This is a genomic window from Pseudomonas sp. HY2-MNA-CIBAN-0224, from assembly GCF_040310285.1.
GTDB lineage: Bacteria > Pseudomonadota > Gammaproteobacteria > Pseudomonadales > Pseudomonadaceae > Aquipseudomonas > Aquipseudomonas helleri.
On the sequence record NZ_JBEOPQ010000077.1, the window covers coordinates 1 to 20,794 of the forward strand.

General features: G+C 57.8%; 24 protein-coding genes. 13 read left to right on the forward strand and 11 right to left on the reverse strand.

The features are described 5' to 3' along the window. Positions 1 to 75: 75 nt before the first annotated feature. From AAEZ03_RS23255 to AAEZ03_RS23300, 10 genes are all read right to left on the reverse strand, one after another. Positions 76 to 348 (reverse strand): HPr family phosphocarrier protein, encoded by a 273-nt coding sequence (locus AAEZ03_RS23255; RefSeq protein WP_048368368.1) that lies wholly within the window; start codon positions 346 to 348, stop codon positions 76 to 78. A 16-nt stretch (positions 349 to 364) separates the two neighbouring features. Next, positions 365 to 1,222, reverse strand: coding sequence for an RNase adapter RapZ (gene rapZ / locus AAEZ03_RS23260; protein ID WP_048368367.1), 858 nt, complete (start codon positions 1,220 to 1,222; stop codon positions 365 to 367). Positions 1,223 to 1,224: 2 nt separating this feature from the next. After that, complete coding sequence (gene ptsN, locus AAEZ03_RS23265) at positions 1,225 to 1,689, reverse strand: PTS IIA-like nitrogen regulatory protein PtsN (RefSeq protein ID WP_123749611.1); 465 nt, start codon at positions 1,687 to 1,689, stop codon at positions 1,225 to 1,227. Positions 1,690 to 1,701: 12 nt separating this feature from the next. After that, on the reverse strand, positions 1,702 to 2,010 hold the full coding sequence (gene hpf / locus AAEZ03_RS23270; RefSeq protein WP_123749612.1) for a ribosome hibernation-promoting factor, HPF/YfiA family: 309 nt from the start codon (positions 2,008 to 2,010) through the stop codon (positions 1,702 to 1,704). A 75-nt stretch (positions 2,011 to 2,085) separates the two neighbouring features. Next, positions 2,086 to 3,582, reverse strand: coding sequence for an RNA polymerase factor sigma-54 (locus tag AAEZ03_RS23275; RefSeq protein WP_123749613.1), 1,497 nt, complete (start codon positions 3,580 to 3,582; stop codon positions 2,086 to 2,088). A gap of 224 nt (positions 3,583 to 3,806) precedes the next feature. Continuing rightward, positions 3,807 to 4,532 carry an LPS export ABC transporter ATP-binding protein gene (gene lptB / locus AAEZ03_RS23280; RefSeq protein ID WP_048368360.1) on the reverse strand — a complete coding sequence of 242 codons (726 nt, stop codon included), beginning with the start codon at positions 4,530 to 4,532 and terminating at the stop codon, positions 3,807 to 3,809. Beyond that, complete coding sequence (lptA, locus tag AAEZ03_RS23285) at positions 4,532 to 5,077, reverse strand: lipopolysaccharide transport periplasmic protein LptA (RefSeq protein WP_048368358.1); 546 nt, start codon at positions 5,075 to 5,077, stop codon at positions 4,532 to 4,534. Before lptA ends, lptB begins: the two co-directional genes overlap by 1 nt. Next, positions 5,064 to 5,636: an LPS export ABC transporter periplasmic protein LptC gene (gene lptC / locus AAEZ03_RS23290; protein WP_262124766.1), complete on the reverse strand. Its 573-nt coding sequence runs from the start codon at positions 5,634 to 5,636 to the stop codon at positions 5,064 to 5,066. The genes lptA and lptC overlap by 14 nt, the downstream gene beginning before the upstream one ends. 8 nt (positions 5,637 to 5,644) lie before the next feature. Continuing rightward, on the reverse strand, positions 5,645 to 6,169 hold the full coding sequence (locus tag AAEZ03_RS23295; RefSeq protein ID WP_048390280.1) for a KdsC family phosphatase: 525 nt from the start codon (positions 6,167 to 6,169) through the stop codon (positions 5,645 to 5,647). After that, positions 6,169 to 7,143 carry a KpsF/GutQ family sugar-phosphate isomerase gene (locus tag AAEZ03_RS23300; RefSeq protein ID WP_350581886.1) on the reverse strand — a complete coding sequence of 325 codons (975 nt, stop codon included), beginning with the start codon at positions 7,141 to 7,143 and terminating at the stop codon, positions 6,169 to 6,171. The genes AAEZ03_RS23295 and AAEZ03_RS23300 overlap by 1 nt, the downstream gene beginning before the upstream one ends. A 292-nt stretch (positions 7,144 to 7,435) precedes the next feature. On the opposite strand from AAEZ03_RS23300, the gene AAEZ03_RS23305 reads away from it, so the two are divergent. The 10 genes from AAEZ03_RS23305 to hisC all read left to right on the forward strand — a co-directional run bounded on the left by AAEZ03_RS23305 (position 7,436) and on the right by hisC (position 15,476). Then, positions 7,436 to 8,245, forward strand: coding sequence for an ATP-binding cassette domain-containing protein (locus AAEZ03_RS23305; RefSeq protein WP_048368349.1), 810 nt, complete (start codon positions 7,436 to 7,438; stop codon positions 8,243 to 8,245). Then, entirely contained in the window at positions 8,245 to 9,042 is a 798-nt protein-coding gene (gene mlaE / locus AAEZ03_RS23310; RefSeq protein WP_048368347.1) for a lipid asymmetry maintenance ABC transporter permease subunit MlaE, read from the forward strand. The genes AAEZ03_RS23305 and mlaE overlap by 1 nt, the downstream gene beginning before the upstream one ends. After that, complete coding sequence (mlaD, locus tag AAEZ03_RS23315) at positions 9,042 to 9,509, forward strand: outer membrane lipid asymmetry maintenance protein MlaD (protein WP_048368345.1); 468 nt, start codon at positions 9,042 to 9,044, stop codon at positions 9,507 to 9,509. The genes mlaE and mlaD overlap by 1 nt, the downstream gene beginning before the upstream one ends. An 11-nt stretch (positions 9,510 to 9,520) precedes the next feature. After that, the gene (locus tag AAEZ03_RS23320; RefSeq protein ID WP_123749615.1) at positions 9,521 to 10,171 is read left to right on the forward strand and encodes an MlaC/ttg2D family ABC transporter substrate-binding protein; all 651 of its coding nucleotides are present in this window, start codon (positions 9,521 to 9,523) and stop codon (positions 10,169 to 10,171) included. Then, positions 10,168 to 10,473 (forward strand): STAS domain-containing protein, encoded by a 306-nt coding sequence (locus AAEZ03_RS23325; RefSeq protein ID WP_123749616.1) that lies wholly within the window; start codon positions 10,168 to 10,170, stop codon positions 10,471 to 10,473. The genes AAEZ03_RS23320 and AAEZ03_RS23325 overlap by 4 nt, the downstream gene beginning before the upstream one ends. A gap of 114 nt (positions 10,474 to 10,587) precedes the next feature. Further along, positions 10,588 to 10,827 carry a BolA family protein gene (locus tag AAEZ03_RS23330; protein WP_048368340.1) on the forward strand — a complete coding sequence of 80 codons (240 nt, stop codon included), beginning with the start codon at positions 10,588 to 10,590 and terminating at the stop codon, positions 10,825 to 10,827. A 23-nt stretch (positions 10,828 to 10,850) separates the two neighbouring features. Then, positions 10,851 to 12,116 carry a UDP-N-acetylglucosamine 1-carboxyvinyltransferase gene (murA, locus tag AAEZ03_RS23335; RefSeq protein WP_048368338.1) on the forward strand — a complete coding sequence of 422 codons (1,266 nt, stop codon included), beginning with the start codon at positions 10,851 to 10,853 and terminating at the stop codon, positions 12,114 to 12,116. Between the two features lie 178 nt (positions 12,117 to 12,294). After that, complete coding sequence (gene hisG, locus AAEZ03_RS23340) at positions 12,295 to 12,930, forward strand: ATP phosphoribosyltransferase (protein ID WP_048390272.1); 636 nt, start codon at positions 12,295 to 12,297, stop codon at positions 12,928 to 12,930. Positions 12,931 to 13,092: 162 nt separating this feature from the next. Further along, complete coding sequence (gene hisD / locus AAEZ03_RS23345) at positions 13,093 to 14,421, forward strand: histidinol dehydrogenase (protein WP_262124769.1); 1,329 nt, start codon at positions 13,093 to 13,095, stop codon at positions 14,419 to 14,421. Positions 14,422 to 14,423: 2 nt separating this feature from the next. Next, a complete protein-coding gene (hisC, locus tag AAEZ03_RS23350) occupies positions 14,424 to 15,476 on the forward strand; it encodes a histidinol-phosphate transaminase (RefSeq protein WP_350581893.1) in 1,053 nt (350 codons plus the stop codon). Between the two features lie 83 nt (positions 15,477 to 15,559). Here the strand turns inward: hisC and algW are convergent, their stop codons facing one another. Beyond that, complete coding sequence (algW, locus tag AAEZ03_RS23355) at positions 15,560 to 16,717, reverse strand: Do family serine endopeptidase AlgW (protein WP_048368331.1); 1,158 nt, start codon at positions 16,715 to 16,717, stop codon at positions 15,560 to 15,562. Between the two features lie 102 nt (positions 16,718 to 16,819). On the opposite strand from algW, the gene AAEZ03_RS23360 reads away from it, so the two are divergent. The 3 genes from AAEZ03_RS23360 (at position 16,820) to cysN (ending at position 20,668) form a co-directional block, all read left to right on the forward strand. After that, positions 16,820 to 17,578: a Nif3-like dinuclear metal center hexameric protein gene (locus tag AAEZ03_RS23360; RefSeq protein WP_123749619.1), complete on the forward strand. Its 759-nt coding sequence runs from the start codon at positions 16,820 to 16,822 to the stop codon at positions 17,576 to 17,578. Between the two features lie 264 nt (positions 17,579 to 17,842). Beyond that, positions 17,843 to 18,760 carry a sulfate adenylyltransferase subunit CysD gene (cysD, locus tag AAEZ03_RS23365; protein WP_048368327.1) on the forward strand — a complete coding sequence of 306 codons (918 nt, stop codon included), beginning with the start codon at positions 17,843 to 17,845 and terminating at the stop codon, positions 18,758 to 18,760. Positions 18,761 to 18,769: 9 nt separating this feature from the next. Further along, a complete protein-coding gene (gene cysN / locus AAEZ03_RS23370; protein WP_350581897.1) occupies positions 18,770 to 20,668 on the forward strand; it encodes a sulfate adenylyltransferase subunit CysN in 1,899 nt (632 codons plus the stop codon). Positions 20,669 to 20,794: the final 126 nt, after the last annotated feature.

A 20,794-nucleotide genomic window follows, 5' to 3' on the forward strand; every position in this document is an offset into this window, starting at 1 on the left:
GAGCTTGCCTCGCGATCTTTTGATCTTAAAAGATCGCGAGGCAAGCTCGCTCCTACAGTTACACCGGGCTGTTCTTCACTCACCCTCATCGAAGTAGTTGTTGATGAGCTTGACCAGTGCGTCGAGCGCTTCCTGTTCCTGCTCGCCTTCGGTCTTCAAATGGATCTTGGTGCCTTTGCCGGCAGCGAGCATCATCATGGCCATGATGCTCTTGCCGTCGACCATGGATTCAGGGGTACGACCCGCTCTTACCTGACACGGAAACTTCCCGGCGACGCCGACGAATTTTGCTGATGCCCGAGCGTGCAAGCCCAGTTTGTTGATGATTTCGATTTCCAGAGCAGGCATCGCGGGGTGGGTCCTTTCAAGTCAGGTCGCGGTGGCGGACCTGGACGTTCTTAAGAGTTTCTTGCAGGCATTTGCCAAGCCGCTCGGTCAGGTACACCGAGCGGTGGTGCCCGCCTGTGCAGCCGATAGCAATGGTCACATAAGCACGATTGCTGGCGGCAAAGCGGGGTAGCCATTTAAGCAGGTAGCTGGAGATGTCCTGAAACATCTCTTCAACATCCGGCTGTGCGGCGAGGTAATCCGCCACGGGTTGATCCAGGCCCGACTGTTCGCGCAGTTCTGGTTTCCAGTACGGGTTGGGCAGGCAGCGCACGTCAAACACCAGGTCAGCGTCTACCGGCATGCCGCGCTTGAAGCCAAACGATTCAATCAGGAACGCAGTGCCCGGTTCGGGCTTGTTCAGCAGGCGCAACTTGATCGTATCGCGCAACTGATACAGGTTCAGATTGGTGGTGTTGACGGTCAGGTCGGCGAGGTCGGCAATTGGCCCCAGCAAGTGGGTTTCATCGCGAATGGCTTCTGCCAGCGAGCGGCTTTCACTGCTCAGCGGGTGCCGACGACGGGTTTCCGAGAAGCGCTTGAGCAGGGTTTCTTCATCGGCATCCAGATACAGGACATCGCACTGGATATGCCGGTTGCGCACTTCTTCGAGCAATTGCGGAAAGCGTGACAGATGGCTCGGCAGGTTACGCGCATCAATGGAGACGGCGACCAGCGGTTGCGGTAATTCTGTATGGATCAGTGCGCGTTCCGCCAGCTCAGGCAGCAAGCCGGCCGGCAGGTTGTCGATGCAATAAAAACCGTTGTCTTCGAGGACTGCGAGGGCTGTACTTTTTCCGGAGCCGGAGCGTCCGCTGACAATGACTAAGCGCATGATTAATGACCGTTCTGTACGTCCAGAACAACCTGATACAACGCTTCGTTGCTGGGTGCGCTGCGCAATCTTTCACGCACGTCTTTGCGGTCGAGCATGCTGGCGATCTGCCGGAGCAGTTCCAGGTGCGCATCGGTAGCCGCTTGTGGCACCAGCAAAACGAACAAAAGGTCGACCGGTGCGCCATCGATGGCGTCGAAATCTATGGGTGCGTCCAGGTGCAGCAAGGCGCTGATGGGCGACTCGCAGCCAGCCAGACGGCAATGAGGTATTGCGATGCCGTTACCAAAACCGGTGGAGCCCAGTTTTTCACGGGCGATCAGCGCCTCAAACACTTTTTGCTCGTCCAGATCAGGTACTTCGCGGCTGATCAGTTGGGCAATCAGTTCGAGTGCGCGCTTTTTACTGCCGCCCGGCGCGTTCACCAGGGAACGGCCGGGGGTCAGGATAGTTTCAAGTCGAATCATGGTGATGGAGTATTAACGACCCGTTGCGCCCTGGAGCAGGCTTTGAGTCTTTTCCTTATGCTTTTTCAGTTGGCGATCAAGCTTCTCGTAGAGGCTGTCGATGGCGGCGTACATGTCTTCATTGACCGCATTGCCGACAACTTCTCCGCCGGGAATATTGAGAGTGGCTTCGATTTTCTGTTGAAGCTTTTCAACAGAGAGGATCACCTGCACGTTGGTGATTTTGTCGTAGTGACGTTCCAGACGTGCGAGTTTGTCATTGATCGAATCGCGCAGCGCTTGGGTGACTTCCAGATGTTGTCCACTGATGTTGACTTGCATACAGTTTCTCCTTCTGTTGCCATTGCATAAAGTGACAGGCCGAAGCGCCTGCCACTGAAACGCTGTGACCCGTACTTACATCAAACGCTTGCGTTCGCTCGAAGGCGCAATCCCAAGGGATTCGCGGTACTTGGCGACGGTGCGACGGGCCACCTGAATGCCTTGTGCCTCCAGTAAACCAGCGATCTTGCTGTCACTCAACGGCTTTTTCTGATTTTCAGCGGCGACCAGTTTTTTGATGATCGCGCGGATCGCGGTGGACGAGCATTCACCGCCTTCCGAGGTGCTGACGTGGCTGGAAAAAAAGTACTTCAATTCATATATACCGCGCGGGGTATGCATGAATTTTTGTGTGGTGACGCGCGAAATCGTTGATTCGTGCATGCCGACCGCTTCTGCGATGTCATGCAGTACCAGCGGCTTCATGGCCTCATCGCCATATTCCAGAAAGCCACGCTGATGCTCGACGATTTGGGTCGCTACTTTCATCAGTGTTTCATTGCGGCTCTGCAGGCTTTTGATAAACCAGCGGGCTTCTTGCAACTGGTTGCGCATGAAGGTGTTGTCGGCGCTGGTGTCGGCACGGCGCACGAAGCCTGCGTATTGCGGGTTGACCCGCAGGCGTGGCACCGATTCCTGGTTCAGCTCGACCAGCCAGCGGTCGTTGTCCTTGCGAACGATGACGTCAGGAACCACGTATTCCGCTTCGCTGGACTCGATCTGCGAACCCGGACGCGGGTTGAGGCTTTGTACCAGTTCAATGACCTGGCGCAGCTCGTCTTCCTTGAGCTTCATGCGCCGCATCAGTTGGCTGTAGTCACGCGCGCCGAGCAAGTCGATGTAGTCGGTGACCAGGCGCTTGGCTTCATCGATCCAGGGCGTCTTGGCGGGCAACTGGCGCAGTTGCAGCAGCAAGCACTCGCCCAGGTTGCGGGCGCCAATGCCGGCTGGCTCAAATTGTTGAATGCGGTGCAAGACGGCTTCGATCTCGTCGAGTTCGATATCGAGCTCCGGATCAAAGGCTTCCAGAATTTCTTCGAGTGTTTCGTCGAGGTAACCCTGGTTGTTGATGCAGTCGATGAGTGTCACAGCGATCAGGCGATCGGTGTCCGACATCGGTGCCAGGTTCAATTGCCACAACAGATGGCTTTGCAGGCTTTCGCCGGCCGAGGTACGGGTGGTGAAGTCCCACTCGTCATCATCGCTGCTGGGCAGGCTGCTGGCGCTAGTCTGGTAGATGTCTTCCCAGGCCGTATCGACCGGCAGTTCGTTGGGGATACGCTCGCTCCAGTCGCCGTCTTCCAGGTTGTCCACGGTAGGGGCGGACTCTTGCTGGTAGGAAGGCTCCTGAATATCGCTGTTGGGTTTTTGCTCGATGTTGTCAGCCAGAGGGTCCGAGTTGTCGAAGTCGTCGCCTTCTTCCTGGCGTTCGAGCATCGGATTGGATTCCAGGGCCTCCTGGATTTCCTGTTGAAGGTCCAGGGTCGACAGTTGGAGCAAACGGATGGCCTGTTGCAGCTGAGGCGTCATCGTCAGCTGCTGGCCCATTCTCAAGACTAGCGATGGTTTCATGGCAGGGGCTTAACACCTTATTCGCCGGCGCGCATGGCGCCATCCACTACAGGGCGCGTGAGCGCCAAACTTAAGCAAATTATATGCCTGAAAGCGGGGCGTTTGCCTAGGGGGCATTTTTAATAAGTTTGTGCTAGGGCGGCAATCTGCGGCAGGGCGCCACTTGAAGGATTCGGCAACATGGGCGGTTGCCGGGTGCTTCAAATGGCGCTCAGTGTGCAGCTTTAGAGGCGGAACTCGTGGCCTAGATACACTTCTCGCACCAACTTGTTGGCGAGAATCGTTTCAGCATCGCCTTCAGCGATCAATTGACCGTCGTTGACGATGTAGGCTGTTTCGCAAATATCGAGCGTCTCACGGACGTTGTGGTCAGTGATCAGCACGCCAATGCCTTTGGCCTTGAGGTGGTGAATGATTTGCTTGATATCGCCCACCGAGATGGGGTCAACGCCTGCAAAAGGTTCATCGAGCAGGATGAACTTGGGGTTGGTCGCCAGGGCACGGGCGATTTCTACACGGCGACGCTCACCGCCGGACAGGCTCATGCCGAGGTTGTCGCGGATGTGATTGATATGGAACTCCTGCAGCAGGCTTTCCAGCTCTTTGCGGCGACCAGCCTTGTCGAGTTCTTTGCGAGTCTCAAGAATCGCCATGATGTTATCGGCGACCGACAGCTTGCGGAAGATCGACGCTTCTTGCGGCAGGTAGCCGATACCGGCGCGTGCGCGACCGTGCATGGGCTGGTGGCTGACATCCAGGTCGTCAATCAGCACACGGCCCTGATCGGCTTGTACCAGGCCGACGATCATGTAGAAGCAGGTGGTTTTGCCCGCGCCGTTAGGCCCGAGCAAGCCGACGATCTGCCCGCTGTCGATCGACAGGCTGACATCGCGTACCACTTGGCGACTCTTGTAGCTTTTAGCCAGATGCTGGGCTTTCAGGGTTGCCATTACTGGGCCTTCTGCTGGTCGGTTTTACTCTTCGGCTGGATCACCATGTCAATGCGTGGACGAGGCGCAGTGACGTTCGTGCCATTGGCCCGGCCGGCATTGGCGACTTGCTTCACGGTGTCGTAGACGATCTTCTCGCCTTCGGTCGTGTTGCCTTCGTTGATGACTTTAGCCTTGTCGATCAGCACGATGCGGTTTTGCGGCGCGTGATATTGAATCGTCACGGCGTACGCCTGAACCGGTTTCGGATCACCGACTTTTTGCAGTTGTTCGAAATACGCCAGATTGCCGACCGAGGTCACCACGTCAATATCGCCCGCTGCGGTGCGGGTAAGGGTGACGGTGTTACCGGTAATTTTCATGGACCCTTGGGTGATGATCACATCGCCCTTGTAAGTCGCAACGCCTTGCTTGTCATCCAGTTGGGCTTCGTCGGCCTGGATACGGATAGGCTGCTTGTTGTCATCCGGCAGAGCCCAGGCGCTCGCGCTTCCCAGTGCTGCGCTCAGGCTGAGCAATAAAGGGAGGGTTTTAACGAGACTCATACTGTCCTCTTACGTTGGACAGCAGGTCCATCCTGCCGTCTTTCAAATATGCTTTCATTCCCTTACCAGTCGTCACACCACCGGCGCCGTCGATTCTAACGTCTCGGTCGGTCTGCGCATATTCCTTCTGCGGGAATACAGTCATGCGGGTCGTGGTAATAATCGTAGTGCGGTTTTTATCGTCGGTGCGTGCAACGCGCACAGAATCGATGAGTTCGACCTGAGTACCGTCCGGGTTAACTTCGCCGCGCTCGCTCTGAACGTGCCACGGGAAGGGTGTGCCGCGGAAAATTTGCATGTCTGGCTTGGTCATTAATGTGACTTCAGAAGCCTGCAAATGTTCGACCTTGTCAGATGTCAGCTCATATTGCAGCTTGCCATCGGGCAAGAACTGCAAGCTGTGAGCATTGATTGCGTAATAGTCGATAGCGGTGTCATCGACAGGCGCAACAGGCTTGTCGAGAAAGCGCTCCGGGCTGATATTCCAGTAGCCAACGGCCGCAAACAGCGCGGCAATGACTGCGAATAACAGAGTGTTGCGAATCTTTTTACTCAGCATAAAACGCTCTATAAGTAGGCGGCGAGGGCTGCGTCAAGGCGCCCTTGAGCGCGCAGGATCAGCTCGCAAAATTCGCGGGCGGCACCTTCGCCACCGCGTGCCTGGGTAGTGCCGTGGGCGTGCTCGCGAACAAAACCGGCAGCGTTGGCCACCGCCATGCCCAGGCCGACCCGGCGTATGACGGGCAGGTCGGGCAGGTCGTCACCCAAGTAGGCAACCTGTTCATAGCTTAGGCCGAGTTGGCCGAGAAGCTCGTCCAATACCACCAATTTATCTTCGCGCCCCTGATAGAGGTGCGGGATGCCCAGGTTTTGTGCGCGCCGTTCAACGACCGGGGTCTTGCGACCACTGATGATTGCGGTCTGCACACCGCCAGCCATCAGCATCTTGATGCCTTGGCCGTCCAGAGTGTTGAAGGTCTTGAATTCGCTGCCGTCTTCGAGGAAGTACAGGCGACCGTCGGTCAGTACGCCGTCGACGTCAAAAACAGCGAGTTTGATGTGTTTGCCACGCTCAAGCAGATCGCTGGTCATTACATTACTCCTGCGCGCAACAAGTCGTGCATGTTCAAGGCGCCCACCGGGCGATCATCCTTGTCGACCACGACCAGCGAGCTGATCTTGTGGTCTTCCATGATTTTCAAGGCTTCTGCGGCCAGCATGTCGGCCTTGGCCGTTTTGCCGTGCGGCGTCATGACCGAGTCGATGGTTGCATTGCGAATGTCGATTTCGCGGTCCAGGGTGCGGCGCAAGTCACCGTCAGTGAAGATCCCGGCCAGTCGCCCGTCTTCTTCAACGATAACGGTCATGCCAAGGCCTTTGCGGGTCATTTCCATCAAGGCGTCTTTAAGCAAGGTGCCGCGGACCACGTTTGGCAGTTCATCGCCAGAGTGCATCACGTTGTCGACTTTCAGCAGCAGGCGACGGCCCAGGGCGCCACCGGGGTGCGAGAAGGCAAAGTCTTCTGCGGTAAAGCCGCGTGCTTCAAGCAATGCCACGGCCAGGGCGTCGCCCATGACCAGTGCTGCGGTGGTCGAGGAAGTCGGCGCCAGGTTCAGTGGGCAGGCTTCGTGGGCAACATGAACGTTGAGGTTCACCTCGGCGGCTTTGGCCAGCGTCGAGTTCGGGTTGCCGGTCACGCTGATCAGCTTGATGCCCAGGCGCTTGATCAGTGGCAGCAGGGTCACGATTTCGGCCGTTGTGCCGGAGTTCGACAAGGCCAGAATGATGTCATCGCTGGTGATCATGCCCATGTCGCCATGGCTGGCTTCTGCGGGATGAACAAAAAAAGCCGTGGTGCCGGTGCTGGCCAGGGTGGCGGCAATCTTATTGCCGACATGCCCCGATTTGCCCATGCCGACCACGACAACCCGGCCTTTACTTGCCAGAATCATCTCGCAAGCGCGTACGAAATCAGCGTCGATATGAGCCAGCAAACCTTCGACGGCTTCCAGTTCAAGACGGATAGTACGGTGGGCAGATTGAATCAGGTCGCTGGATTGGCTCATGTTTGAAGTCGGGTAGCCTGAGAAAAGGCGACGATTATAGCGGTTATGCGCAATTCCCTCACGCTTGATCGTGATGCTTTGTTGCGCCAGGTTACAAGTCAGTGTCAGGACTGCGGTTAATTTGGCATTTATTAACTGTCTGGAACCTGTGAGGGCACTCCTTCGGTCTTGGGCGGTCTGTATCAGCAGTGCTATAGTTCGCCGCCAGTTCGGCCCGCTCAGGAGCGCGAGCTTCTTAATAAGAAGCATGGTGTCCGGGTGAGAGGCAGAAGCTGCATCGCAAGGAGTTTAGATGAGCGCCGATAACGCCTACGCGGTCGAGCTGAAGGGAGTGTCCTTCAAGCGCGGTTCGCGCAGCATCTTCAATAATGTCGATATTCGAATTCCGCGTGGCAAAGTCACGGGAATCATGGGCCCGTCCGGCTGCGGCAAGACTACCCTGTTACGTTTGATGGGCATGCAACTGCGTCCCAGCAGCGGCGAAGTGTGGGTCAATGGCCAGAATCTGCCGACCCTGTCACGCAGCGACCTGTTCGATGCGCGCAAGCACATGGGCGTTTTGTTCCAGAGTGGCGCGTTGTTCACCGACCTGGACGTGTTCGAAAACGTAGCGTTCCCGCTGCGGGTTCACACCCAACTGCCAGAAGACATGATCCGCGACATCGTGCTGCTTAAATTGCAGGCCGTGGGGCTGCGCGGGGCAATCGATCTGATGCCCGATGAGCTGTCGGGCGGCATGAAGCGTCGGGTAGCTTTGGCGCGTGCGATTGCCATGGATCCGCAGATCCTGATGTATGACGAACCCTTTGTTGGCCAGGACCCGATTGCCATGGGGGTTCTGGTGCGGCTGATCCGTCTGCTCAACGATGCGTTGGGCATCACCAGCATTGTGGTGTCCCACGACCTGGCAGAGACGGCGAGTATTTCTGACTATCTGTATGTCGTCGGCGATGGTCAGGTGCTGGGGCAGGGCACGCCAGAAGAACTGATGAATGCGGATAACCCGCGCATTCGTCAATTCATGAACGGCGATCCGGACGGCCCGGTCCCGTTCCATTTTCCGGCGTCGGACTACCGAACCGATCTTCTGGGGAAGCGTTAATGCCCAAAAAATCAATGATTGACCGAATCGGGTTATTCGGCAGAGCCGGGATCGACATGGTCTCGGTACTGGGCCGTTCGACCATCTTCCTGTTCCATGCATTGCTGGGGCGTGGCGGCATTGGCGGCGGGTTTGGGCTGTTGCTCAAACAACTGCACTCTGTGGGCGTCATGTCGCTGGTCATCATCGTGGTGTCCGGTATTTTTATCGGCATGGTGCTGGCGCTGCAGGGCTTCAGTATTTTGTCCAGCTACGGCTCCGAGCAGGCGGTAGGGCAAATGGTTGCCTTGACCCTGTTGCGTGAGCTGGGGCCGGTGGTGACTGCCTTGCTGTTCGCAGGGCGTGCCGGGTCGGCACTGACCGCCGAAATCGGCAACATGAAATCAACCGAACAGTTGTCCAGCCTGGAAATGATCGGTGTTGACCCGCTCAAATACATCATTGCGCCACGTTTGTGGGCCGGGTTCATTTCCCTGCCGGTGCTGGCGATGATTTTCAGCGTGGTCGGGATCTGGGGCGGTTCGTGGGTGGCAGTCGACTGGCTGGGTGTCTACGACGGTTCCTACTGGGCCAACATGCAGAACAGTGTGACCTTCAGTGGTGACGTGATTAACGGGATCATCAAAAGCATCGTGTTTGCTTTTGTAGTGACCTGGATAGCTGTGTTTCAAGGTTATGACTGCGAGCCCACATCAGAGGGGATCAGCCGTGCCACTACCAAAACCGTGGTGTATGCCTCTCTGGCAGTCCTCGGGTTGGACTTCATTTTGACTGCCTTGATGTTTGGAGATTTCTGATGCAAAACCGCACCATGGAAATCGGTGTCGGCCTGTTCCTGCTGGCTGGCATCCTGGCTTTACTGTTACTTGCCCTGCGAGTCAGTGGGCTGTCGCCGACTGCCAGCACGGACACCTACAAACTCTATGCCTACTTTGACAACATCGCCGGTCTGACTGTGCGCGCCAAAGTCACCATGGCAGGCGTCACCATCGGCAAGGTCACGGCAATTGACCTGGACCGTGACAACTTCACGGCACGCGTCACCCTGCAAGTGGAAAAGGATGTGAATAACCTGCCGACGGACTCGACAGCGTCTATCCTCACAGCCGGGCTGTTAGGCGAGAAGTACATCGGTATCAGCGTGGGCGGGGATGACGTTGTGCTCAAGGATGGCGGCACCATTCACGACACGCAATCGTCGCTGGTCCTCGAAGACCTGATCGGCAAGTTCCTCATGAACACTGTTAGCAAAGAAGCCAAATAAGGAGCCTTAAGATGATTTCTCTCTTGCGCCGTGGCCTGCTGGTAATGTTGGCGGCGGCTTTGCCGATGATGGCGAGTGCTGCGCCGGGTCAGTCTCCCCATGACATCGTGACCGACACCACCACTCGACTGCTGGCTGACCTGTCCGCCAACAAAGAAAAATACAAAGCAAGCCCGACCGAGTTTTACGATGCCCTGAACAACATCGTTGGGCCGGTTGTGGACGTTGACGGTGTTTCCAAAAGCATCATGACCGTCAAGTATTCGCGCAGGGCCACCCCCGCACAGATGCAGCGCTTTCAGGACAACTTCAAGCGCAGCCTGATCCAGTTTTACGGCAACGCCTTGCTTGAGTTCAAGAACGAGGGCATCAGCGTCGGTGACGCCAAGCAACAGACCAATGGCGATAATGTCTCTGTACCGATGACGGTCAAAGGTGCCAATGGTGCGGTTTACCCTGTTTCCTACACGCTGACCCAAGTGGATGGCGAGTGGAAAGTACGTAACGTCATCATCAACGGTATCAACATCGGCAAGTTGTTCCGTGATCAGTTCGCCGATGCCATGCAGCGCAACGGCAATGATCTGGACAAGACCATTGATGGCTGGGCCGGCGAAGTTGCCAAGGCCAAGGAAAAAACCGACGAGAAGTTGAGCCAATGAGTGACGCCGCCATTACCCTGGCTGGCGAAAGCGAGCTGCGCCTGAGTGGCGTACTCGACTATCAGACCGGCCCGCGCTTGCGCAAAGAAGGCCAGGCCTTGATCAAAAAGGCCTTGGCCAAAGCCCTGGTGGTGGATTGCTCGGCGGTCACCAAGTCCAGCAGCGTGGGCTTGTCCCTGCTGCTGTGCTACATCCGTGACGCGCAAACCCTGAACAAGCCAATGAGCATCACCGGTTTGCCCGAAGACATGCGTGAAATCGCTAAAGTTTCGGGTCTGACCGAGTTGCTGGCACATCATTAATAGCCACTTATAAAAAAGCCCCCCGTCAGAGTCCTGTTATACGGGGTTCGCAGGCGCGGGGCTTTTTTGTATGATGGCCGACCCGCGCGCGTTAGGCGCCGATTGAGGTTGAGCATGCAGGCCGTAGAAGTTAAGAGCTTTCTTGAAGAGAAGCTGCCTGAAATCCAGGTAGAAGTTGAAGGCGAAGGCTGCAACTTTCAGCTGAACGTGATTAGTGACGAGCTGGCGGCCTTGAGCCCGGTCAAACGTCAACAAAGCATCTATACCCATTTGAACCCGTGGATCGCTGATGGCAGCATCCATGCGGTGACTATGAAATTCTTCAGCCGCGCGGCATGGGCCGAGCGCACCTGAGCCCCCTTGGCGTCGAGATTGTTATGGATAAATTGATTATTACCGGCGGTGCCCGTCTTGATGGCGAAATCCGTATTTCCGGTGCGAAGAACTCTGCTTTGCCGATTCTGGCTGCGACCTTGCTGTGCAATGGCCCGGTCACGGTTGGCAACCTGCCGCATTTGCATGACATCACCACCATGATCGAGCTGTTCGGTCGCATGGGCATTGAGCCGGTGATCGACGAGAAGCTCAGCGTCGAAATCAACCCGAACACCATCAAGACCCTGGTTGCACCGTACGAGTTGGTGAAAACCATGCGTGCGTCGATCCTGGTACTGGGCCCGATGGTTGCACGCTTCGGTGAAGCCGAAGTTGCCCTGCCTGGCGGTTGCGCCATTGGCTCGCGTCCAGTCGACCTGCACATCCGTGGCCTCGAAGCCATGGGCGCAGTGATTGACGTCGAAGGTGGCTACATCAAGGCCAAGGCGCCAGAAGGCGGCTTGCGCGGTGCCAACTTCTTCTTTGATACCGTCAGCGTAACCGGTACTGAAAACATCATGATGGCCGCAGCTCTGGCCAATGGCCGCAGCGTATTGCAGAACTCTGCGCGCGAGCCTGAAGTCGTTGACCTGGCCAACTTCCTGAACGCCATGGGCGCCAAGGTAAGCGGCGCTGGCACTGACACCATCACCATTGATGGCGTTAAAGAGCTGCACCCGGCAACTTACCGCGTGATGCCGGACCGTATCGAAACCGGTACTTACCTGGTGGCTGCCGCTGTGACCGGCGGTCGCGTGAAGGTCAAGGACACCGATCCGACCATCCTCGAAGCCGTCCTTGAGAAGCTCAAGGAAGCGGGCGCCGAGATCACCACCGGCGAAGACTGGATCGAGCTGAACATGCACGGCAAACGCCCGAAGGCGGTCAACGTGCGTACGGCTCCGTACCCGGCGTTCCCGACGGACATGCAAGCGCAGTTCATTTCGCTCAACGCCATTGCCGAAGGCACCGGTGCAGTGATCGAAACCATCTTCGAAAACCGCTTCATGCACGTTTACGAACTGCACCGCATGGGCGCCAAGATCCAGGTAGAAGGCAACACCGCCATCGTCACCGGCACTGAAACGCTCAAAGGCGCGCCCGTCATGGCCACCGACCTGCGTGCTTCGGCCAGCCTGGTTATTTCGGCACTGGTTGCTGAAGGCGACACCCTGATCGACCGCATCTACCACATAGACCGTGGCTACGAGTGCATCGAAGAAAAACTGCAAATGCTGGGTGCCAAAATCCGCCGCGTTCCGGGCTAGTTTTGGGTTTGGCATCATGGGCACAGGGATCGTGTCCAGCTGCCAGGTGACGTAAGCGCTCCCACGCGTTACCTTACCTGGCCTTGAATCGTTCAAGTCGAGCTTGATATCAGGCTCGATGCATGTCCGGCGCCGATTGCGCCGGGCATAAGTACCCTGATAAGGACTTACGTTTCCCATGTTGACCATTGCACTGTCCAAGGGCCGTATCCTTGACGACACCCTGCCGCTTCTGGCTGAAGCAGGCATTGTGCCGACCGAGAATCCGGACAAAAGCCGCAAGCTGATCATCCCGACCTCCCAGCCGGATGTCCGTCTGCTGATCGTCCGTGCCACCGATGTACCAACGTATGTCGAGCATGGTGCCGCCGACCTCGGTGTCGCGGGCAAAGATGTGCTGATGGAATACGGCGGCCAGGGCCTTTACGAGCCGCTGGACCTTCAGATTGCCCAATGCAAGCTGATGACAGCCGGTGCTGTCGGCGCCGCCGAACCTAAAGGCCGCCTGCGCGTTGCCACCAAGTTCGTCAATATCGCCAAGCGTTACTACGCCGAACAAGGCCGTCAGGTCGACATCATCAAGCTTTACGGCTCGATGGAACTGGCTCCGCTGATCGGCTTGGCCGACAAAATCATCGACGTCGTCGATACCGGTAACACCCTGCGTGCCAACGGCCTTGAGCCACAAGATTTCATCGCCGCCATCAGTTCCCGTCTGGTGGTCAACAAAGCGTCGATGAAAATGCAGCACGCCCGCATTCAAGCCCTGATCGATACCCTGCGCAAAGCAGTCGAGTCTCGACACCGCGGCTGACACACCTGCGCGACCCTGGATCCAGCATCTTTACGTCGCGCCCATCCATCCGTGTAATAGCCAGAAATTTCAGGTACCCACGCGGATGGCTTGGTAGTCTTGCCGTGCCTGATACTTGCATCCCTTAATTCCAAGCAAACGCCCATTACCGAGGCCCTCGCTATGACCGCTCCCACTGCAATTCGCCGACTCAACGCTGCTGACCCGGATTTCGCGCAGCATCTGGATCATCTGCTGAGCTGGGAAAGTGTGTCTGACGACTCGGTCAACCAGCGTGTGCTCGACATCATCAAAGCCGTTCGCGAGCGTGGCGATGCCGCGTTGGTAGAGTTCACCCAGCGTTTTGACGGCTTGAGCGTTAACTCCATGGCCGACTTGATCCTGCCGCGTGAGCGCCTGGAACTGGCCTTGACCCGCATCACCGCCGCGCAGCGTGAAGCGCTGGAAAAAGCCGCACAGCGTGTGCGCAGCTACCACGAAAAACAGAAGCAAGACTCCTGGAGCTACACCGAAGCCGACGGCACCGTGCTGGGGCAGAAGGTCACGCCACTGGACCGCGCCGGTCTGTACGTGCCGGGCGGCAAAGCGTCGTATCCGTCTTCTGTGTTGATGAACGCGATCCCGGCCAAAGTGGCAGGCGTTGGCGAAGTGGTTATGGTCGTGCCAACGCCGCGTGGCGAAATCAACGAGCTGGTACTCGCTGCTGCCTGCATTGCCGGGGTTGATCGGGTGTTCACTATCGGTGGTGCCCAAGCCGTTGCAGCGTTGGCCTATGGCACTGAAAGCGTGCCGCAAGTCGACAAGGTGGTCGGGCCGGGCAACATCTACGTGGCCACCGCCAAGCGCCATGTATTTGGCCAGGTGGGGATCGACATGATCGCCGGGCCTTCGGAAATCCTCGTGGTCTGCGACGGCCTGACCGACCCGGACTGGATCGCCATGGACCTGTTCTCCCAGGCCGAGCACGACGAAGACGCGCAAGCGATTCTGGTCAGCCCGGATGCCGAGTTCCTCGACAAAGTGGCCGCCAGCATCGCCAAATTGCTGCCGACTATGGAACGTGCCGACATCATCAACACCTCAATCAATGGCCGTGGCGCGTTGATTCTGGTGAATGACATGCAGCAGGCCATGGACGTTGCCAACCGCATTGCCCCGGAACACCTGGAGCTGTCGGTGGCAGACCCGCAAGCCTGGTTGCCGCAGATCCGTCACGCCGGGGCGATTTTCATGGGCCGTCACACCTCCGAAGCTCTGGGCGATTACTGCGCAGGCCCGAACCACGTATTGCCGACGTCGGGTACCGCACGTTTCTCGTCGCCGCTGGGTGTGTACGACTTCCAGAAGCGCTCATCGATCATTTTTTGCTCGGAGCAGGGCGCTTCTGACCTGGGCAAAACCGCTTCGATTCTGGCCCGTGGCGAGTCGTTGACCGGCCACGCCCGCAGTGCTGAATACCGGATCATCGCCGACACCGAACAGGGGCAATAAGCATGAGCAAATTCTGGAGTTCGTTCGTTAAAGAGCTGGTGCCCTACGTGCCGGGGGAGCAGCCAAAACTGACCAAACTGGTCAAGCTCAACACCAACGAGAACCCTTACGGGCCATCGCCCAAAGCGCTGGCTGCGATGCAGGCCGAAGTTAACGACAACCTGCGTCTGTACCCGGATCCGAACAGCGACTTGCTCAAGCAGGCGGTGGCCGAGTATTACGGCGTACAGACCAACCAGGTGTTTCTCGGCAACGGTTCTGACGAAGTGCTGGCGCACATCTTCAATGGCCTGTTGCAGCACGACAAACCGCTGTTGTTCCCGGACATCAGCTACAGCTTCTACCCGGTGTACTGCGGCCTCTATGGCATCGAGTTCGACGCGGTGCCGCTGGATGAGCAGTTCCAGATCCAGCCCGCAGACTACGCCAAGCCCAATGGCGGCATCATCTTCCCGAACCCCAACGCGCCGACGGGCTGGTTGCTGGCGCTGGACGCCATTGAGCAGATGCTCAAGGCCAGCCCGGACTCAGTGGTTGTGGTGGACGAAGCCTACATCGACTTTGGTGGTGAAACCGCCATCAGCCTGGTGGACCGCTATCCGAACCTGCTGGTGACCCAAACCCTGTCCAAATCGCGCTCGCTGGCCGGTTTGCGGGTGGGCCTGGCGGTGGGCCATCCTGACCTGATCGAGGCCTTGGAGCGGATTAAAAACAGCTTCAACTCCTACCCGCTGGACCGCATCGCCATCGTCGGCGCGGCTGCGGCTTTTGCCGATCGTGACTACTTCGCGCAGACCTGTCAGGCGGTCATCGACAGCCGCGAGCACGTGGTCGGTCAGTTGAAGGCGTTGGGTTTTGAAGTGCTGCCGTCGGCGGCGAACTTTATCTTCGCCCGCCACCCGGAACACGATGCGGCAGCACTGGCGGCCAAATTGCGTGAACAGGGCGTGATCGTGCGCCACTTCAAGCAACTGCGCATCGCCCAGTTCCTGCGCATCAGCATTGGCACGCCAGAGCAGAACGCGGCGCTGATTGAAGGGTTGTCAGATATTTAACTAACGACCTGTAGGAGCGAGCTTGCCTCGCGATCTTTTAAGATCAAAAGATCGCGAGCAAGCTCGCTCCTACAGAGGGGTGTTTACTTCTCGGTATGCGCCGGCTGTTCTTGCTGTGGCCGCAGGCCCACTTCGGCGGTGAGCTTGAGCTCTTTGCCATTACGCAAGACCAGAATCGCCACCTTGTCTGAAGGCTTGATGCGGGCCACCTGGTTCATCGAGCGACGACCATCGTTGGCCGGTTCGCCGTCAATGCTCAGGATCACATCACCCAGTTGCATACCGGCTTTTTGCGCCGGGCCATCACGGAAAATCCCCGCGACGACAATCCCCGGGCGTCCATTCATGCCAAACGACTCGGCCAGGTCCGGCGTCAGTGACTGAACTTCAATCCCCAGCCAGCCACGGATCACCTGGCCGTGCTCGATAATCGACTTCATGACTTCCATCGCCAGGTTGATCGGGATCGCAAAGCCAATACCTTGCGAGCCACCCGACTCGGAGAAGATCGCGGTGTTGATGCCGGTCAGGTTTCCGTTGGCATCCACCAGCGCGCCGCCCGAGTTGCCGGGGTTGATCGCGGCATCGGTCTGGATAAAGTCTTCGTAGTTGTTCAAGCCCAACTGGTTACGCCCGGTGGCGCTGATGATGCCCATGGTGGTGGTTTGACCCACACCAAACGGGTTACCAATGGCCAGCGCGATGTCACCGATGCGCAAGGCGTCAGAGCGACCAATGGTGATCGAGGGCAGGTTTTTCAGGTCAATCTTGAGCACGGCCAAGTCAGTTTCAGGGTCGCTGCCGATCATGCGGGCCAGGGTTTCGCGACCGTCCTTGAGCGCCACGACAATCTGGTCAGCACCCGCCACCACGTGGTTGTTGGTCAGCAAATAGCCTTCCGGGCTCATGATCACGCCCGAACCGAGGCTCGATTCCATACGCTTTTGTTTGGGCGCGTTGTTGCCGAAAAAGCGTCGGAACTGCGGATCTTCAAACAGCGGGCTGGCGTTTTTGTTCACCACTTTGGTGGTGTACAGGTTGGCGACTGCCGGGGCTGCGCGGGTCACGGCGTCGGCATAGGTTACAGGGCCTTGCTGCACATAACTGGTGCGCGGGGCTTGTTGCAGATTAACGTCCAGCGTCGGCAGGCCAACCCACTCTGGATAGCGTTGAATAATCAGCAAAGCGATAAGCACGCCGGCCAGCAATGGCCAGCCAAAAAAACGCAAAGCCTTGAACATTGAACTTAATCCTGAAGGTTGCAGAGCCACCATGACGGCCCATAATGGCGGCCATTATACGAGTGCCCGAGCGCCTCTGAACGCTATATTTAGGAGTCTTTTATGGCTGTCGCCCTGAGCACGCTGGTAGAAGAAGCAAATCGTTACCTGAACAGCGCTGCAATCAGCGATTACTGCCCCAACGGCCTGCAAGTCGAAGGCCGCCCGCAAGTAGTGCGAATTGTGAGCGGGGTCACTGCCAGCCAGGCGTTGCTGGATGCTGCGGTCGAGGCTGAGGCCGACCTGATCCTGGTGCATCACGGCTACTTCTGGAAGGGCGAAGACCCGTGCGTCACCGGCATGAAGCAGCGTCGCCTGAAAACCCTGCTCAAGCACGATATCAGCTTGCTGGCCTACCACTTACCACTCGACCTGCACCCTGAGGTGGGTAATAACGTGCAATTGGCGCGGCAACTGGACATTACCGTTGAAGGCCCGCTGGACCCGGCCAACAACAAAGTCGTGGGGTTGGTGGGGTCATTGGCCGAACCGATGACTGCCCGCGATTTTGCCCGCCGTGTCCAGGAAGCGCTGGGGCGTGAGCCGTTGCTGATCGAAGGCAGCGACATGATTCGCCGCGTGGGCTGGTGCACCGGCGGCGGCCAGGGCTATATCGACCAGGCAGTGCTGGCGGGCGTTGATCTGTACTTGAGCGGCGAAGCGTCCGAACAAACCTTCCATAGTGCGCGGGAAAACGACATCAGCTTCATCGCTGCCGGCCACCACGCCACCGAGCGTTACGGCGTACAGGCGCTGGGCGATTACCTGGCGCGACGCTTTGCCCTGGAACACCTGTTCATCGACTGCCCCAACCCGATTTAAAACTCTGGCAAACATCTGTAGCCGCTGCCGAAGGCTGCGATAAGGGCCGCAGGGCCTTCGCTTTTAACCCCAAAAGCAGGGCTGCTGCGCAACCCATCGCAGCCTGCGGCAGCGGCTGCAGTGGGCGGGGCGGCCAAACCTGGTGATCTATTCTTAGATCGTTTAGGTCTACTTGGCGCCCTCAATAGAAGTAGGCGCTGTGCTAGCATTCGACCCTCGAACACGGCCCGCAGGCCGTTAATAAGATAGCTTTCGTGAGTAGCCATGGTCGACAAACTGACGCACCTGAAACAGTTGGAGGCGGAGAGCATCCATATCATTCGCGAGGTGGCCGCCGAGTTCGATAACCCGGTGATGCTGTACTCCATTGGTAAAGATTCTGCCGTAATGCTGCACCTTGCCCGCAAGGCATTTTTCCCTGGCAAGCTGCCGTTTCCGGTGATGCATGTCGATACCCAGTGGAAATTCCAGGAGATGTACAGCTTTCGCGACAAGATGGTTGCCGAGCTGGGCCTGGACCTCATCACTCACGTAAACCCTGACGGCGTGGCGCAAGGGATCAACCCCTTCACCCACGGCAGCGCCAAGCACACCGACATCATGAAAACCGAGGGCCTGAAACAGGCGCTCGACAAGCACGGTTTTGATGCTGCCTTCGGTGGTGCCCGTCGCGACGAAGAAAAGTCCCGTGCCAAAGAGCGCGTGTACTCGTTCCGTGACAGCAAACACCGCTGGGACCCAAAAAACCAGCGCCCCGAGTTGTGGAACGTCTACAACGGCAACGTCAACAAGGGCGAGTCGATTCGCGTGTTCCCGTTGTCCAACTGGACCGAACTCGACATCTGGCAGTACATCTACCTTGAAGGCATCCCGATCGTGCCGCTGTACTTCGCGGCTGAGCGTGAAGTCATCGAGAAGAACGGCACACTGATCATGATCGACGACGATCGCATCCTTGAGCACCTGTCTGACGAAGACAAGGCGCGCATCGTCAAGAAAAAGGTCCGCTTCCGTACTCTTGGCTGCTACCCGCTGACTGGCGCGGTAGAGTCCGAGGCAGAAACCCTGACCGACATTATCCAGGAAATGCTCCTGACGCGAACTTCCGAGCGCCAGGGCCGAGTCATCGATCACGATGGCGCAGGCTCGATGGAAGATAAAAAACGTCAAGGTTATTTCTAAGGGGTTGTCATGTCGCACGTATCTGATTTGATCAGCGAGGACATCCTCGCCTACCTGGGCCAGCACGAGCGCAAAGAGATGTTGCGCTTTCTGACCTGCGGCAACGTCGATGACGGTAAGAGCACCCTGATCGGGCGCCTGCTGCACGACTCCAAGATGATCTACGAAGACCATCTGGAAGCCATTACCCGCGATTCGAAAAAAAGCGGCACCACCGGCGATGACATCGACCTGGCACTGCTGGTCGACGGCCTGCAAGCCGAGCGCGAGCAGGGCATCACCATTGACGTGGCGTACCGCTACTTCTCCACGGCCAAGCGCAAGTTCATCATTGCCGATACCCCGGGCCATGAGCAGTACACCCGCAACATGGCCACCGGTGCGTCCACCTGTGACTTGGCGATCATTCTGGTGGATGCCCGTTACGGCGTGCAGACCCAAACCCGTCGTCACAGCTTTATCGCCTCGTTGCTGGGCATCAAGCACATCGTCGTGGCCATCAACAAGATGGACCTCAAGAACTTTGACGAAGGCGTGTTCGAGTCGATCAAGGCCGATTACCTGAAGTTCGCCGAAGGCTTGAAAATGAAGCCTTCGAGCCTGCATTTCGTGCCGATGTCTGCCCTCAAGGGCGACAACGTGGTGAACAAGTCCGAGCGCTCGCCGTGGTACACCGGCCAGTCGCTGATGGAAATTCTCGAAACCGTGGAAATCGCGGCCGACCGCAACCTCACCGACCTGCGCTTCCCGGTGCAATACGTGAACCGTCCGAACCTGAACTTCCGGGGTTTCGCCGGTACGCTGGCCAGCGGCGTCGTGCACAAGGGCGACGAGATCGTGGTGCTGCCGTCGGGTAAAAGCAGCCGCGTGAAATCCATTGTCACCTTTGAAGGTGAACTGGAGCACGCCGGGCCTGGCCAGGCGATCACGCTGACCATGGAAGACGAGATCGACATCTCCCGTGGCGACTTGTTGGTGCATGCCGACAACGTGCCGCAGGTGACCGATAACTTCGAAGCCATGCTGGTGTGGATGGCTGAAGAGCCGATGCTGCCGGGCAAGAAGTACGACATCAAACGTGCGACCAGCTATGTCCCGGGTTCGATTGCCAGCATCGTCAACAAAGTCGATGTGAACACCCTCGAAGAAGGCCCGGCCAGCGCGTTGCAGTTGAACGAGATCGGCAAGGTCAAGATCAGCCTCGACGCACCGATTGCCCTGGATGGTTATGAAAGCAACCGCACCACCGGTTCGTTCATCATCATCGACCGTTTGACCAACGGCACCGTGGGTGCGGGCATGATCATCGCCTCGCCGGTCAGCCACGGCAGCGCGACGCATCACGGCGAGTTGGCACACGTCACTACTCAAGAGCGTGCCCAGCGCTTTGGCCAACAACCGGCGACCGTGTTGTTCAGCGGCTTGTCGGGTGCCGGTAAAAGCACCTTGGCCTACGCGGTTGAACGCAAGTTGTTTGACATGGGCCGTGCGGTGTTTGTGCTGGACGGTCAAAACCTGCGTCATGACCTGAACAAAGGTCTGCCACAGGACCGTGCGGGCCGTACCGAGAACTGGCGTCGTGCTGCCCACGTGGCGCGTCAATTCAACGAAGCCGGCTTGCTGACCCTGGCAGCTTTCGTCGCGCCGGATGCTGAAGGCCGCGAACAGGCCAAAGCCCTGATCGGTGATGACCGCCTGATCACGGTGTATGTACAGGCATCGCCTGCGGTCTGCGCCGAGCGTGACCCGCAGGGCCTGTATGCAGCGGGTGGCGACAACATCCCGGGCGAATCCTTCCCGTACGACGTGCCTTTGAATGCAGACCTGGTGGTCGACACTCAAGCGCTGACCATCGAAGAAGGCGTCAAGCGGGTGCTCGACCTGTTGCGTCAACGCGGCGCAATCTAAGCCGCGATTAAAAAAGCCCGCCACCGAGCAATCGGTAGCGGGCTTTTTGTTGGGCAGGGTGGTGCAATTTGTAGGAGCGAGCTTGCTCGCGATCTTTTGATCTTTTAAAAGATCGCGAGCAAGCTC

Coding starts and splice junctions, on each gene's coding strand:
- AAEZ03_RS23255 (WP_048368368.1), bottom strand. CDS start 348: ATGCCTGCTCTGGAAATCGAAATCATCAACAAACTGGGCTTGCACGCT.
- rapZ (WP_048368367.1), bottom strand. CDS start 1,222: ATGCGCTTAGTCATTGTCAGCGGACGCTCCGGCTCCGGAAAAAGTACA.
- ptsN (WP_123749611.1), bottom strand. CDS start 1,689: ATGATTCGACTTGAAACTATCCTGACCCCCGGCCGTTCCCTGGTGAAC.
- hpf (WP_123749612.1), bottom strand. CDS start 2,010: ATGCAAGTCAACATCAGTGGACAACATCTGGAAGTCACCCAAGCGCTG.
- AAEZ03_RS23275 (WP_123749613.1), bottom strand. CDS start 3,582: ATGAAACCATCGCTAGTCTTGAGAATGGGCCAGCAGCTGACGATGACG.
- lptB (WP_048368360.1), bottom strand. CDS start 4,532: ATGGCAACCCTGAAAGCCCAGCATCTGGCTAAAAGCTACAAGAGTCGC.
- lptA (WP_048368358.1), bottom strand. CDS start 5,077: ATGAGTCTCGTTAAAACCCTCCCTTTATTGCTCAGCCTGAGCGCAGCA.
- lptC (WP_262124766.1), bottom strand. CDS start 5,636: ATGCTGAGTAAAAAGATTCGCAACACTCTGTTATTCGCAGTCATTGCC.
- AAEZ03_RS23295 (WP_048390280.1), bottom strand. CDS start 6,169: ATGACCAGCGATCTGCTTGAGCGTGGCAAACACATCAAACTCGCTGTT.
- AAEZ03_RS23300 (WP_350581886.1), bottom strand. CDS start 7,143: ATGAGCCAATCCAGCGACCTGATTCAATCTGCCCACCGTACTATCCGT.
- AAEZ03_RS23305 (WP_048368349.1), top strand. CDS start 7,436: ATGAGCGCCGATAACGCCTACGCGGTCGAGCTGAAGGGAGTGTCCTTC.
- mlaE (WP_048368347.1), top strand. CDS start 8,245: ATGCCCAAAAAATCAATGATTGACCGAATCGGGTTATTCGGCAGAGCC.
- mlaD (WP_048368345.1), top strand. CDS start 9,042: ATGCAAAACCGCACCATGGAAATCGGTGTCGGCCTGTTCCTGCTGGCT.
- AAEZ03_RS23320 (WP_123749615.1), top strand. CDS start 9,521: ATGATTTCTCTCTTGCGCCGTGGCCTGCTGGTAATGTTGGCGGCGGCT.
- AAEZ03_RS23325 (WP_123749616.1), top strand. CDS start 10,168: ATGAGTGACGCCGCCATTACCCTGGCTGGCGAAAGCGAGCTGCGCCTG.
- AAEZ03_RS23330 (WP_048368340.1), top strand. CDS start 10,588: ATGCAGGCCGTAGAAGTTAAGAGCTTTCTTGAAGAGAAGCTGCCTGAA.
- murA (WP_048368338.1), top strand. CDS start 10,851: ATGGATAAATTGATTATTACCGGCGGTGCCCGTCTTGATGGCGAAATC.
- hisG (WP_048390272.1), top strand. CDS start 12,295: ATGTTGACCATTGCACTGTCCAAGGGCCGTATCCTTGACGACACCCTG.
- hisD (WP_262124769.1), top strand. CDS start 13,093: ATGACCGCTCCCACTGCAATTCGCCGACTCAACGCTGCTGACCCGGAT.
- hisC (WP_350581893.1), top strand. CDS start 14,424: ATGAGCAAATTCTGGAGTTCGTTCGTTAAAGAGCTGGTGCCCTACGTG.
- algW (WP_048368331.1), bottom strand. CDS start 16,717: ATGTTCAAGGCTTTGCGTTTTTTTGGCTGGCCATTGCTGGCCGGCGTG.
- AAEZ03_RS23360 (WP_123749619.1), top strand. CDS start 16,820: ATGGCTGTCGCCCTGAGCACGCTGGTAGAAGAAGCAAATCGTTACCTG.
- cysD (WP_048368327.1), top strand. CDS start 17,843: ATGGTCGACAAACTGACGCACCTGAAACAGTTGGAGGCGGAGAGCATC.
- cysN (WP_350581897.1), top strand. CDS start 18,770: ATGTCGCACGTATCTGATTTGATCAGCGAGGACATCCTCGCCTACCTG.